The sequence below is a fragment of the Carnobacteriaceae bacterium zg-84 genome (assembly GCA_013874835.1).
GTDB lineage: Bacteria > Bacillota > Bacilli > Lactobacillales > Aerococcaceae > WM01.
On the sequence record CP059430.1, the window covers coordinates 782,264 to 796,635 of the forward strand.

At 32.9% G+C, this 14,372-nt stretch carries 9 protein-coding genes; 7 read left to right on the forward strand and 2 right to left on the reverse strand.

Annotation, left to right across the window (positions count from 1 at the left end; genetic code table 11):
- Positions 1-29 precede the first annotated feature (29 nt).
- From priA to H1220_03740, 3 genes are all read left to right on the forward strand, one after another.
- The gene (gene priA, locus H1220_03730; GenBank protein QMI86467.1) at positions 30-2,405 is read left to right on the forward strand and encodes a primosomal protein N'; all 2,376 of its coding nucleotides are present in this window, start codon (positions 30-32) and stop codon (positions 2,403-2,405) included.
- Positions 2,406-2,497: 92 nt separating this feature from the next.
- On the forward strand, positions 2,498-3,736 hold the full coding sequence (clpX, locus tag H1220_03735) for an ATP-dependent Clp protease ATP-binding subunit ClpX (GenBank protein ID QMI86468.1): 1,239 nt from the start codon (positions 2,498-2,500) through the stop codon (positions 3,734-3,736).
- A gap of 31 nt (positions 3,737-3,767) precedes the next feature.
- Positions 3,768-4,625: a DUF4300 family protein gene (locus tag H1220_03740; protein QMI86469.1), complete on the forward strand. Its 858-nt coding sequence runs from the start codon at positions 3,768-3,770 to the stop codon at positions 4,623-4,625.
- A gap of 329 nt (positions 4,626-4,954) precedes the next feature.
- Here H1220_03740 and H1220_03745 read toward each other — a convergent pair whose 3' ends face one another.
- Positions 4,955-5,794 (reverse strand): MerR family transcriptional regulator, encoded by an 840-nt coding sequence (locus H1220_03745; GenBank protein QMI86470.1) that lies wholly within the window; start codon positions 5,792-5,794, stop codon positions 4,955-4,957.
- A gap of 157 nt (positions 5,795-5,951) precedes the next feature.
- Between H1220_03745 and H1220_03750 the strand changes: the two genes are divergently transcribed.
- Positions 5,952-6,983 carry a dihydrodipicolinate reductase gene (locus H1220_03750; protein QMI86471.1) on the forward strand — a complete coding sequence of 344 codons (1,032 nt, stop codon included), beginning with the start codon at positions 5,952-5,954 and terminating at the stop codon, positions 6,981-6,983.
- 131 nt (positions 6,984-7,114) lie between these two features.
- The gene (gene lepA / locus H1220_03755; protein ID QMI86472.1) at positions 7,115-8,938 is read left to right on the forward strand and encodes an elongation factor 4; all 1,824 of its coding nucleotides are present in this window, start codon (positions 7,115-7,117) and stop codon (positions 8,936-8,938) included.
- 40 nt (positions 8,939-8,978) lie between these two features.
- Here lepA and H1220_03760 read toward each other — a convergent pair whose 3' ends face one another.
- Positions 8,979-9,587 carry a Pr6Pr family membrane protein gene (locus tag H1220_03760; GenBank protein ID QMI86473.1) on the reverse strand — a complete coding sequence of 203 codons (609 nt, stop codon included), beginning with the start codon at positions 9,585-9,587 and terminating at the stop codon, positions 8,979-8,981.
- Between the two features lie 147 nt (positions 9,588-9,734).
- Here H1220_03760 and H1220_03765 point away from each other — a divergent pair, with 147 nt between their 5' ends.
- Both H1220_03765 and H1220_03770 read left to right on the forward strand, forming a co-directional pair.
- Positions 9,735-10,943: an FtsW/RodA/SpoVE family cell cycle protein gene (locus H1220_03765; protein ID QMI86474.1), complete on the forward strand. Its 1,209-nt coding sequence runs from the start codon at positions 9,735-9,737 to the stop codon at positions 10,941-10,943.
- Positions 10,939-14,370: a pyruvate carboxylase gene (locus H1220_03770; protein QMI86644.1), complete on the forward strand. Its 3,432-nt coding sequence runs from the start codon at positions 10,939-10,941 to the stop codon at positions 14,368-14,370. The genes H1220_03765 and H1220_03770 overlap by 5 nt, the downstream gene beginning before the upstream one ends.
- Positions 14,371-14,372: the final 2 nt, after the last annotated feature.

The window sequence follows — 14,372 nt, forward strand, 5'->3', positions numbered from 1 at the left end:
ATGTAGAAGATGAAGAAAAGAGGTGTGCTATGGATGAAATTGCTAAAGTGATTGTCGATGTGTCAAGTAGTCAAACAGATCAAGCGTATGACTATCTTATTCCAGACAATTTAAAAAATCAGCTTTCGATTGGTTATCGTGTCAAAGTACCATTTGGTACTCGATTTGTACAAGGATTTGTTGTCGATATAACGTATACCACTGGAGTAGATTATGAACTAAAATACATATCTGATATTTTAGATGCCGAACCTGTGTTAACACCTGAATTAGTCGCTTTAGGAGATTATTTATCTCAAACCGTTTTTTCGTTTAAAATGAGTTGCTATAAAACCATGCTACCTAATTTTTTAAAAGCAAATTATCATAAAGAAGTGGAATGGATAGACAACACATGTTGTCCTCCTTTATTTGAGAAACAAAAAAGAATTTCTTGGAAAATGATTGAATCTTTAGGCATGACACACGCTGTTTTAAAATGGAAAAAAGAAGAAAAGGTGATTGTTCATTATCTTGTTGAGGATAAAATTACACATAAAACACAGCGTTTTGTTTCCTTAGTAAAACCGATAGAAAGCATTCCAATTAGGGCCAATGCACATCAACAAAAAGCGTTGCTTGACTATTTAAGTCAATCTTCAAAAGTATCTACTAAAACATTAGCAGAGGCAAATATTTCATTAAAAACACTCCAATCAGCAAAACAAAAAGGATGGATTGAGATAACAGAAGAAGTGATTGAAAGAAATCCTTATGAGCATATCACATTTGAAAAAACAATGCCTTTGACGTTAAATGAAGAACAAAAAACTGTGTACACTCAAGTAAAAGAAAGTATTTTAAAACGTGAACCAAAGACATTTTTATTAGAAGGTGTTACAGGGAGTGGTAAGACGGAAGTATACTTGCAGTTAATCTCTGATGTTATTCAAAATGGGCGAACCGCTTTATTACTTGTTCCAGAAATAGCTTTAACACCACAAATGGTAAAACATTTTAAAGGTCGTTTTGGTCAGAGAGTGGCTGTGTTGCATTCTGGATTATCTGAGGGAGAGCGTTATGACGAATGGCTAAAAGCAAAAGAAAAAAAAGCAGATATTGTTGTTGGAGCTAGATCATCTATTTTTGCACCGCTTGATAATATTGGACTTATTATTATAGACGAGGAGCATGAAACGACCTATAAACAAATGGATACGGTAAAATATCATGCAAGAGATGTGGCGATATGGCGAGGACAATATCACCAATGTCCTGTTGTTTTAGGCAGTGCCACACCGTCACTGGAGTCACGCGCTAGAGCACAAAAAGGAAATTATACCTTTTTAACGTTAACAAAACGTGCCAATGATAAACCATTGCCCCACGTGCAAATTGTCGACATGACTACAGAGAAAAAAGTCGGTAATTTTGACTTGTTTTCAGATATCTTAAAATTAGCAATCGAAGATAGATTGCAAAAAAAGGAACAAGTCGCTTTATTATTAAATCGAAGAGGCTATGCCTCATTTTTAATGTGTCGAGATTGTGGACACGTCATGCAATGTCCAAATTGTGATATTTCTTTAACACTTCATAAAGATACACATAAAATGAAATGTCATTATTGTGGATTTGATACATCTATTCCAACAGAGTGTCCAAATTGTTTTAGTGATAAAGTGCGTTCATACGGTGTAGGTACACAGCGTGTGGAAGAAGCTTTATACCAATTATTCCCACAAGCTAAAGTTGTACGTATGGATGTTGATACAACAAGTAAAAAAGGGCAACATGAACGTTTATTAAATATATTTGGCTCAGGAGAAGCAGATATTTTATTAGGAACACAAATGATTGCCAAAGGATTAGACTTTCCAAATATTACTCTAGTTGGTGTAATTAATGCTGATACATCACTTTATCTATCCGATTTTAGAGCCTCTGAAAAAACATATCAGTTATTAACGCAAGTTGCTGGACGTGCTGGTCGAGGAACTCTATCAGGTGAAGTCATTATTCAAACATATAATCCAGAACATTATGTGTTACAACTTGCTCAAACGCAACAATACGAAGAATTTTATAAACGTGAAATGTACAGTCGTTATATGGGACATTACCCACCTTATGTATATACGACAACCATTACCATTACACATCACTTTGAATCCACCGCTTTGAAAAGTGCCTATCAAATTAAACAAATTTTAGAACAATCACTTGGAAAAGATGTCGTGCTACTTGGACCAAGCGCAAAGTCCATTGCACGTATCAATAATAAATTTTATTTCCAAATATTATTAAAATATAAAAATATAAAAGCTGTTGAAAAAGTGTTATACCAAATTACAAATGATAGTCAAGAACTTGCAAAAGAAAAAATATATGTGTCAATTGATGTCAACCCGGTGAATTTTATTTAATCACTTTAAAAAGGCAAAATGTTTGTACTTATTGTGAGAATATGCTATCTTTCAGTATGCGATATTTAAAATTATAGGAGAAGGAAATAGAAATGATGGATAAAACAATAGAACCACGTTGTTCGTTTTGCGGAAAAAATCATGATGAAGTAAATCAGATTATTTCAGGACCAGATGTTTATATTTGTAATGAATGTGTTGCACTATGTGATGCCATTCTAGGAGAAGAACAAAATGACTCTTTAGAACATTTTATTGGAGAAATCCCAACACCTACAGATATTTTTAAACATTTAAATGAATACGTGATTGGTCAAGATTACGCCAAGAAAAATTTAGCTGTTGCTGTATATAATCACTATAAACGTATTTTTTCTCAAGTGAAAGAAGATGTTGAATTACAAAAAAGTAATATTTGTTTAGTTGGTCCAACTGGTTCAGGAAAAACATTTTTAGTACAAACATTAGCTAAAATGCTAAATGTACCATTTGCGATTGCTGATGCAACAACATTAACAGAAGCAGGATACGTTGGAGAAGATGTTGAAAATGTTTTAGTTAAATTGGTTCAGGCTGCCGATTATGATATTGATCTTGCAAGTCGAGGGATTATTTACATTGATGAAATTGATAAGATTGCTCGTAAAAGTGAAAATGTATCTATTACAAGAGATGTCAGTGGCGAAGGTGTTCAACAAGCACTTTTAAAAATTTTAGAAGGAACAGTATCTAATATTCCACCTCAAGGAGGGCGCAAACATCCTCATCAAGAATTTTTACAAATTGACACAACCAATATTTTATTTATTGTAGGTGGTGCTTTTGACGGTATTGAAAATATTGTGAAAGAACGATTGGGAGCTAAAATTATTGGTTTTGGAAGTTCGACAAAAGTTTTAGATGAAAAAGAAAGTTTAATGAAACATATTATTCCAGAAGATTTATTAAAATTTGGTCTAATTCCAGAATTTATTGGTCGTTTACCAATTATTGCCACATTAGATAAATTAACTGTTGATGATTTAGTACGCATTTTAACGGAACCCAAAAATGCATTAGTTAAACAGTATGCGTATTTATTAGGCTTAGATAATGTAGAACTAGATTTTTCAACAGAAGCATTGGAAACAGTTGCTAAACAAGCAATTGAGCGTAAAACGGGAGCTAGAGGATTACGTGCAATTATTGAAACAGTGATGTTGGATGTGATGTTTGATATACCAACCAACAAACAGATTAAAAAATGCGTTATTTCTGTTGAACAAGATACACTTGTTCCTAAATTATATAACGCAAAAGGGAAAGAAATTGTGTTAAAATCAGCTGTATAAGGCCAAATGAATGAGAGGGAGAGGGAAAAAGATGAGAAAAACAATTTTTTTGGTGGGAAGTGCCTGTCTTTTACTTGTAGGATGCACAGCATCAGAACAAAAAATGACAGAAGAAAGTGTGACGACAACTGTCGAAAATATTTCTAAATTTACTATGTCAAATATGGCAGATACAAATAGTCAAGAAGAAGTAAACAAAGCATTAGTACAATATTTAGATGCACAAGATGTGAATACATTTATGTCTTTTGTGAAAGATTATAATGAAACCATTGAACATATATCATTAGCAACAGGTTTTCAAAAAGAAATGCCTATTTATGATCAAGAAAAAATAGATACATTATGGGCACAAAAGAAAAATACTTTTCCTGGTACAAATTGTCGTATTAACACATTTGCTCTACTAAAAAAACAACTATCTTTTTCTGATAATATTAAAGAAGACTCTCAATTATTGTTTATAGACAATGATTCTATTGATATGGAAAATCTATTCACAACAGAAGAAAAAGCATATTTCAATCAACTTTTTTCAAGAGTACAAACAACACCGTCAAAAGACGTACATGTTCATGCTAAAAAAATGGAAGAGCATTTAAGTCATGTGCAATTTACACAAAACAATGCGACAATGCTTTCCGTTGTTTTTCATGATAATTTAGACGGCGATTACCTGTTTATTGGACATGTGGGCGTTCTAGTCCCACATGATAATGGTTATTTGTTTGTTGAAAAATTATCATTCCAAGAACCTTATCAAGCACTTAAATTTAAAGAAAAAACAGATGTGTATGATTATTTAATGAAAAAATATAACACAAGTTATGATCAAGATACAGCACCTGCATTTTTAATGGAAAATCAAACATTTATTAATTATCAATAGTCTTATAAAAACGGCTCTTTGTTAATTGTGTTGGTGGTGAATGGCTAATGCCATTCACCACCTTTTTTACTTTCATTTTCTGCCCTGAGAATGATGTTGTATGATTAAAAGATGAAATCTAAAATAAGAAAAGTGTCTATAACCATAGAAAATCCGTTTGATAGCTTTAATCATTCTGTGATATTGTTTGCATAAGGTGTGATAAAAGCATGATAAATACTATTCTGATAGGTTTTAAAAATATCAAATTCCTTTCTAAAGACTCTATCATAAATCGTGTTAGTAGCAACACGATTTATGATAATTATCTTAAAATGTGAAAGTATTGTTTAAGATGACGCAAGAGATACTGGAACTTGCATACGAATAAATAATTGTCTTGGAGATAAATCTGTTTGAAATGTTTCAAAAATGACTTCACAAATATAATTTCCCGTTATTTTATAACCTAATGTATCTAATTTTTTTCTAAAAATAGGAAGCATTTGAATTTCGTCTTCAAAAGATTGACAATAGAAAATAGCATAAGTTGTTTCTTCTAAATCTGTCGTATGCTGAGAAGATGTAGGCATTACAGCAAATAATGTATGCGATACAAAATGAGAGTGTTCAAAAGAATCTTTTTTGATAATAGAACCAATTCGATAAAATAAACTATTATCAATTTGTTCTTGTTCAACAAAACTTTGTTTAAAGCGACGTAAAGTATGTTCATATTCTTCAGTCGTCATATCATAAATATTTTTATGACAAGGAAAAAGTGTAATATGTCGTTTTGGTAATGTGATTATTTCAATATCCGTTTTATACCGTTTGTCTTGATATACATGTAAACTTTCACGAAACGAACTTAATTCATACATTTGTTGATGAAGTCTTTTTTTAACTTCTTCTAGTTCTTTTTGTTTCTTTGTGATGAGAGTATCTACAATATCTATATTGTTTGGATGTGAAAAAATTGATTTAATGTCCTCAAGAGAAAAATCAAACTGTTTTAAATAGTGTATTGCATCAACCATTGATGATTGATAAATGTGATAATAGCGATATTTAGATACATCATCAATATAGGCAGGCTTTAATAAACCAATTTGTTCATAATAACGAAGTGTTTGAATAGAAATATGATTTTGCTTAGCAAATTCACCAATCTTTATTTTTTGATACATATTTTCCTCCAATTAAAATATAAGTCTTGACTCTATAGTTAGTATAGACATTATACTATTTGTGTAAAAGATAACAAAAAAAGATGTTTTGTGATAAAAAGCATATTTTTATTATAATATAAAAAGTGATTTTTTTCACATGATATAGGAGGTTTTTATGATGAACGAAAAAATTAGAGTGATTCAATATGGTTGCGGTAAAATGTCAAAAGTATTGATTAAATACTTATACGATCATGGAGCAGAAGTAGTAGGTGCCATTGATGCAAACCCAGAGATTATTGGACAAGATTTAGGAGAATTTGCTGAATTAGGTTTTAAAACAGGAGTAACGATTCAATCCGATGCACAAGCTGTGTTAGATAGTTGTGATGCAGACATAGCTATTGTGACAATTTTCAGTTATATGTCTGATATGTATCCATTTTTTGAACAATGTGCTAAAAATGGTGTTAATGTTATTACAACATGTGAAGAAGCTATTTATCCTTGGACAACAGCTCCATCAGAAACAAATCGTTTAGATAGATTTGCCAAAGAAAATGGTATCACAATTACTGGTTCAGGTATGCAAGATATTTACTGGATTAATATGCCTGTATTGATGATGTCTGGTATGAATCACATTACAAAAGTAAAAGGTGCCGTTAGTTATAATGTAGAAGATTATGGATTAGCACTTGCAAAAGCACACGGAGCTGGCTATGATTTAGATACTTTTGATAAAGAGATCGGAAGTGCAGAAAGTTTCCCATCTTACATGTGGAATGCAGCAGAAGGAATCTGTGCGAAAATGAATTGGACGATTAAAGATATTTCACAAAAAAGCGTTCCATTTACATTGGAAGAAGACATTTATTCAGAAACATTAGGTCAAACAATTAAAGCAGGTCATGCAATTGGGATGTCTGCAGTGACCACTATTCATACACATCAAGGTATTGAATTAGAAGTTGAATGTATTGGTAAAGTATATCGTGAAAACGAAGGAGATATGTGTGACTTTGAAATTATTGGTGAGCCAAATATGGTCTTTTCTGTAAGTAAACCAGATACAGTGGCACACACATGCGCAACTGTTGTGAATCGTATTCCGTCAGTGTTAATGGCTCCGGCAGGATTTATTACACCTGAAAAATTGATGGATCCAAGTTATTTAACATATCCAATGAACACATATATGAATTAAAAAATTAAAGCGAGTTAAGCAAATTAACTCGCTTTATTCTATGTAAAGCACTGTTTTTTTCTTTGTATTTTGTGATATAATGTGTCAGATAACGTTTGTCCAAATGGAATAAGGAAGAAAGTGAGTTATATATGCATAAAGAATACATGAGAGAACGACAAAAAAAGATTAGGAATTTTTCGATTATTGCCCATATTGACCATGGGAAATCAACATTAGCCGATAGAATTTTGCAAGGAACAGGCACAGTGGCTGAACGTGAAATGCAAGATCAGTTACTCGATTCTATGGACTTGGAACGTGAACGTGGGATTACGATTAAATTAAATGCTGTTGAATTAACATACAAGGCACAAGACGGAGAAGAGTATATTTTCCATTTGATCGACACTCCTGGACACGTCGATTTTTCTTATGAAGTATCACGTAGTTTGGCAGCTTGTGAGGGAGCTATTTTAGTAGTTGATGCTGCACAAGGTATTGAAGCGCAAACCTTAGCTAATGTTTATTTGGCATTAGATAATGACTTGGAGATTATCCCTGTAATTAACAAAATTGACTTACCTGCTGCTGATCCAGAGCGTGTCCGTACAGAAATTGAAGATGTTATCGGTATTGATGCCAGTGAAGCTGTCTTAGCAAGTGCAAAAGTTGGAATTGGTATTCCTGAAATATTGGAACAAATCGTAAGTATGGTGCCTGCTCCACAAGGGGATATTGATGCACCTTTACAAGCACTTATTTTTGACTCTGCCTACGATAGTTATCGTGGTGTTGTTTTAAATGTTCGTGTGAAAAATGGAATTGTTAGACCGGGTGATAAAATTCAGTTAATGAGTAACGGAAAAGAATTTGATGTGGTAGAAGTGGGGATTTTTTCTCCAAAACCAATTAAACGTGATTACTTAATGGTTGGAGATGTTGGGTATATTACAGCAAGTATTAAAACCATTCAAGATACACGAGTAGGGGATACGGTAACTTTAGCAAGTAACCCTGCCAAAGAAGCACTATCTGGTTATCGTAAAATGAATCCTATGGTCTATTGTGGATTATATCCAACAGATTCCTCTAAATATAATGATTTACGTGATGCTTTAGAAAAATTACAATTAAATGATGCTGCTTTACAATTTGAGGCTGAAACATCTCAAGCATTAGGATTTGGTTATCGTACGGGATTTTTAGGATTATTGCACATGGACGTTATTCAGGAACGTTTAGAACGTGAGTTCAATTTAGACTTAATCACGACAGCACCGTCTGTTATTTATCATGTAAATAAAACAGATGGTTCTCAAGTGATTGTTGATAATCCGTCAGCAATGCCAGACCAAACGATGATTGACAGTATTGAAGAACCTTATGTAAAAGCAAGTATTATGGTGACTAACGATTATGTTGGAGCGGTTATGGAAATTTGTCAGCGGAAGCGTGGAACATTTGTAACAATGGATTATTTAGATGAGTTTCGTGTGAATGTGATTTATGAATTACCATTATCAGAAATTATTTTTGATTTCTTTGATAATTTAAAATCAAGCACAAAAGGTTATGCATCACTTGATTACGATATGATAGGGTATCGTGCAAGTAACCTTGTGAAAATGGATATTTTATTAAATGGTGATGTGATTGATGCCTTTAGTGTGATTGTGCATAAAGAATTTGCACAAAATAGAGGACGTGCTCTAGTTGAAAAATTAAGAACATTGATTCCAAGACAATTATTTGAAGTGCCAATTCAAGCAGCAATTGGAAATAAAATTTTAGCTCGTACCAATATTAAAGCACTTAGAAAAGACGTTACAGCTAAGTTATACGGTGGAGATGTATCACGTCGTAAAAAGCTTCTTGAGAAACAAAAAGAAGGTAAAAAACGTATGAAACAAGTTGGTAGTGTAGAAGTACCACAAGAAGCATTTATGGCTGTTTTAAACTTAAGTGAAGAATAAAAAAACCGGAGTGACTCAAACACTCCGGTTTTTTAGATATTTATTTTTTTAATCGTTTGACAAAAACCATAATATAGCCTAAAAGAATATATAAAACTAAAATAGCAGTAAAATAAGTGAAAAAGCCATTCCAACCGTATTTATCAATATTGATAAAGAAATAAGGATACGGACTATGTGGTTCTTCTGGGATAGGAATATGAAAAACAAAACCTTTTATCAGTGAAAAAATACAATAGATTAAAGGAACAATTGTCCATAAAAAAGGATCACTTTTTTTGTATTGTCCTTTTTTGTCACTAATTAACCAATCAAAAATGGTTAAAATCGGTACAATATAATGCAAGGTAAAATTTTTAATATGATAAAAATCTTCTGGTTTTGCTTTTGGTGCTAATAAAATAGCATAGACTAAAAATGTTAAAGTAATACAAATCGTGATACCACCTTTTAAACGCCATATTGTTTGTGAATACGGTTTGTTACCTAAATACAATAGATACATATAAAATAGGACGACCAATAAATTGGAAATATTTGTATAGTACGTAAATTTATATAATTTATCGGGCAATAAAAAGGCCAAACCAATTATACCGGATAAGATAATAGCTAAACGCAATAAAAATAGTCCTTTTTGTTTTGTCATGATACAACTCCTTTTATTAAGATGACGTTTATTTTAAACGAAGTTACTTTGAAAGTCAAACTAAATAGTTTCCTTAATAAATTTACAGTATTTTTCAATGTTTTATGGTATAATAATCTAGGTATTTTAGTGCTTAGGAGTATACAAATGAAGAAATTGGAACAAAGTCAATTACTAGAAATTTTTATTTTTGCGATTGCGATGATTTTATCAGTAATTGGTATTATGTCTGTTTATACAGCAGGAAGTTATGTAGCATCTATTGTGATACAAGATCCATTTTATTATGTGAAACGACAAGCTATGTTTTTAGCGCTAGGATTAGTCATTTGTGTCGCCACAATGACCATTAAATATCGCTTTTTTACAAATGTAACGCTACTGAAACGTTTTGCTGGTGGGATTATGATTATCTTGATTGGCTTGCTTTTCTTTGGGACACCTGTTAATGGAGCGAAAGGTTGGTTGAATTTAGGGCTTTTTAATTTTCAACCACTTGAAATTGCTAAATTAATTTTAATTTGGATGACAGCTTTTTATTTTGCTGAAGGAAGATACTTACCAGAGTTACCCATTCCAGAACAAGCTAGTAAAGGTATAAAATTTTGGTGCCAACATCATCAAGAAGTAACACTAGGGCTTGTTTATTCAGGTATTTTATTAACCGTATTATTACAACCCGATACAGGTGGTTTTGCTATTATGTTAGGAACACTGATTTTAATCTGGTTGTCTAGTGGCATATTTCCTTGGAAAAAAGCATTAAAATGGTTAGGCATTGGCTTTGCAGCATTGATTTCTTTTGTGGTGTTATTAGCCAACACGATAGGAACGTCTGATTATCGTGTTTTACGTATTTTGGTGTTTTTAAATCCATTTAATAGTTCTGCGGATGCTTCCAGACAAATTCGTAATTCCTTTTACGCTTTAGCACGTGGTGGTATAACGGGCGTTGGTCTAGGAAATAGCGTTCAAAAAACAGGCTATTTAGCCGAGTTTCATACCGATTTTATTTTATCTATTATTGGAGAAGAATTAGGTATTTTTGGTGTTATTTTCGTCACAGTGCTATTATTTATTCTTGTTTATTTGATTTTTAAAAGAAGTTTAACCGTAAAACGTGTTTTTGATAAATTTGTTTTATTAGGTATTGCCATTTTATTCATGATACAAATTTCTTTAAATATTGCTGGTGTGACAAGTATGGCGCCTTTAACGGGTGTTACTTTACCTTTTATTAGTTATGGTGGCTCGAGTTTGATTGCGTCGTTTATTTCCATAGGTATTGTCTTAAAAATTTCAATGTATGATAGAAAAAATAACAGGGAGTCTATAAAATATGATGAAACAAATTAAAACTATTTTAGTTGCCAATCGTGGTGAAATTGCCATTCGTATTTTCCGTGCAGCCAATGAATTAGGCATGCGCACAATAGCTATTTATGCAAAAGAAGATGAGCATTCTGTACACCGATTTAAAGCTGACGAAGCTTATTTAGTCGGAGAAGGAAAACGTCCGATTGACGCCTATTTGGATATAGAGTCTATTTTAGAAATTGCAAAAAAAGCAAATGTTGATGCCATTCATCCTGGTTATGGCTTTTTATCTGAAAATAGCCATTTTGCTAGACGTTGTGAAGAAGAACAAATTATTTTTATTGGTCCAAAAGCAGAACATTTAGATATTCTTGGAGATAAAGTAAAAGCAAAAGAAGCAGCTTTAAAAGCAGGTTTACAATCCATTCCGGGAACAGACGGTCCTGTACAGTCATTAGATGATATTTACACATTTGCACAAACGTACGGTTATCCTGTCATGATTAAAGCTTCACTAGGTGGTGGCGGACGTGGTATGCGTATTGTTCGCTCTGCGCATGATGTAGAAGAAAATTATTTACGTGCATCAGGAGAAGCAAAAGCTGCATTTGGTTCAAGTGATGTATACGTTGAAAAGTATATCGAAAATCCAAAACATATTGAAGTACAAGTGATTGGAGATGCTTATGGGAATGCGGTTCACTTGTTTGAACGTGATTGTTCTGTACAAAGACGTCATCAAAAAGTCGTAGAAGTAGCTCCATGTATCTCTATGACTGAAACAATACGAGAAAAAATTTGTACAGCAGCACGAGATTTCTTACAATCTATTCATTATGAAAATGCAGGAACTGTTGAATTTTTATGGACTGGACAAGAAGATTTTTACTTTATCGAAGTCAACCCTAGGGTACAAGTAGAACATACGATTACAGAATTAGTAACAGGTTTTGATATTGTACAAACACAATTAAAAATTGCACAAGGCGAAACTATTTATGATGCTTTGCATATTGAAAATCAATCTGATATTTGTTTAAACGGTTCTGCCATTCAATGCCGTATCACAACAGAAGATCCAGAAAATCACTTTATTCCAGATACGGGACGTATTAATACTTATCGTTCTCCAGGTGGTTACGGTATTCGTTTAGATGCAGGAAATGGTTTCCAAGGAAATGTCGTAACACCTTATTTTGATTCAATGTTAGTAAAATGTTGTACATATGGACGTACATTTAAAGATGCCATTACAAAAATGAAACGTGCACTCGTTGAATTTCGTATTCGTGGTGTAAAAACAAATATTGCCTTTATGCAAAATGTAGTTGCTCATCCGATTTTTGAAACTGGCGAAGCGAAAACAACATTTATTGATACAACTCCAGAACTATTTGTCTTTTCAAAATTAAGAAATCGAGGCAATAAAATGTTACACTACTTAGGAGATGTAACAGTAAATGGGTTTGCAGGTATTTCAAAACATGAAAAACATGCTTATCATCAAGCATTATTACCAACAAAATTACATGAACGTTCTGTTTTTGACTATCCAAAACATATTTTAGATACAAAAGGTCCAGATGCTCTAGCAAAATGGATTAGTGAACAACACGAATTACTTTTAACAGATACTACTTTTAGAGATGCTCATCAAAGTTTATTGGCAACACGTATGCGTACACATGATATGGTTAAAATCGCACCATACTATAAAGAATATTTGCCAGAATTATTTGCTGTGGAAGCGTGGGGTGGTGCAACCTTTGATACAGCTTATCGTTTCTTATTAGAAAATCCGTGGGAACGTCTAGCATTATTACGTAAAGAAATGCCACATACACTATTGCAAATGTTAATTCGTGGAGCTAATGCTGTTGGGTATCAAAATTATCCAGATAATGTCGTTGAAGAATTTATTAAAGTATCTGCACAAAATGGTATTGATATTTTCCGTATTTTTGATTCTTTAAACTGGCTACCGCAAATGGAAAAAAGTATTCAAGCTGTGCGAGATGTTGGAAAAGTTGCTGAAGTGGCAATGTGCTATACAGGAGATTTATTAAATCCGAATAGACCAAAATATAATTTAGCCTACTACATTGATTTTGCTAAACACATTCAAAATAGTGGGGCACATATTTTAGCAATTAAAGATATGGCAGGTTTATTAAAACCGCAAGCTGCCTATACATTGATTAGTGCTTTGAAAGACGAAATCAATATTCCAATTCACTTACATACACACGATACAAGTGGCAATGGTATTTATACGTATGCTGCAGCAACCAGAGCAGGTGTGGATATTGTCGATGTTTCTATGGGGGCTTTCTCAGGTGGAACAAGCCAACCAAGTATGAGTACTTTAATGTACGGATTAGCCGATACAGAAAGAGTACCAAATGTATCCTTAGAAAATATCGAGAAAATCAATCATTATTGGTCGGGCGTACGTCAATATTACGATGCTTTTGAAACAAAATCCCAACTTGGCTCACATACAGCCGTCTATCAACACGAAATGCCTGGTGGACAGTACACCAATTTACAACAACAGGCGAAAGCAACAGGAATTGATGACACAGAGTGGGAAAGCGTTGAAAAAATGTATGCTGACGTCAATCAATTATTTGGAGATATTGTCAAAGTGACGCCATCATCAAAGGTCGTTGGCGATATGTCATTATTTATGCTTAAAAATAAATTAACAGTCGATAATATTTTTGAAAAAGGAGAGCACATTGATTTCCCAGCTTCTGTAAGAGCCTTTTTCAAAGGAGATTTAGGGCAACCCGTTGGAGGATTTCCAAAAGCATTACAAAAACTTATTTTAAAAGATGAACAACCATTTACCGTCAGACCGGGGTTATTAGCAGAGGCAATTTCTTTTGATGAAGTAGGTGCTTTGTTACGTCAAGAATTAGGCTATGAACCAACTCAAGAAGATATATTAAGTTATATTATGTATCCTCAAGTTTTTTTAGACTATATGAAAGCAACTGAAAAATATGGAGATGTGTCACACATTGATACACCTACATTTTTCCATGGAATGCGTGCAGGTGAAGAAATTTCTGTTGAAATTGAAAAAGGTAAAACTTTGTCCATTCGTCTTGTGCAAATTGGAGAACCTGATTCAGACGGGAATCGTCCAATTTACTTTAATTTTAATGGACAAAACCGTGAAATTTTAATCAAAGATTTAAGTGCCAATCAATCAGTTTCAGTTCGTAAGAAAGCAGAACCGTCTAATCGTAAACAAATAGGTGCAACCATGCCGGGAACGATTGTGAAATTACTTGTTCAAAAAGGTGATAAAGTTGAAAAAGGAACACCTCTTGTTGTGACAGAATCAATGAAAATGGAAACCATGATTCAAGCTCAAGAAAGTGGTGTCGTAGATCAAATTTATGTGCATGAACAAGATTTGGTTGATTCAAGAGATTTATTGATTGAATTACAGTAAGG

What these genes read in the sequence shown, in the direction of transcription:
- H1220_03750 (QMI86471.1), top strand. Translation starts at nt 5,952, where the DNA reads ATGATGAACGAAAAAATTAGAGTGATTCAATATGGTTGCGGTAAAATG.
- priA (QMI86467.1), top strand. Translation starts at nt 30, where the DNA reads ATGGATGAAATTGCTAAAGTGATTGTCGATGTGTCAAGTAGTCAAACA.
- H1220_03740 (QMI86469.1), top strand. Translation starts at nt 3,768, where the DNA reads ATGAGAAAAACAATTTTTTTGGTGGGAAGTGCCTGTCTTTTACTTGTA.
- H1220_03765 (QMI86474.1), top strand. Translation starts at nt 9,735, where the DNA reads ATGAAGAAATTGGAACAAAGTCAATTACTAGAAATTTTTATTTTTGCG.
- clpX (QMI86468.1), top strand. Translation starts at nt 2,498, where the DNA reads ATGATGGATAAAACAATAGAACCACGTTGTTCGTTTTGCGGAAAAAAT.
- lepA (QMI86472.1), top strand. Translation starts at nt 7,115, where the DNA reads ATGCATAAAGAATACATGAGAGAACGACAAAAAAAGATTAGGAATTTT.
- H1220_03760 (QMI86473.1), bottom strand. Translation starts at nt 9,587, where the DNA reads ATGACAAAACAAAAAGGACTATTTTTATTGCGTTTAGCTATTATCTTA.
- H1220_03745 (QMI86470.1), bottom strand. Translation starts at nt 5,794, where the DNA reads ATGTATCAAAAAATAAAGATTGGTGAATTTGCTAAGCAAAATCATATT.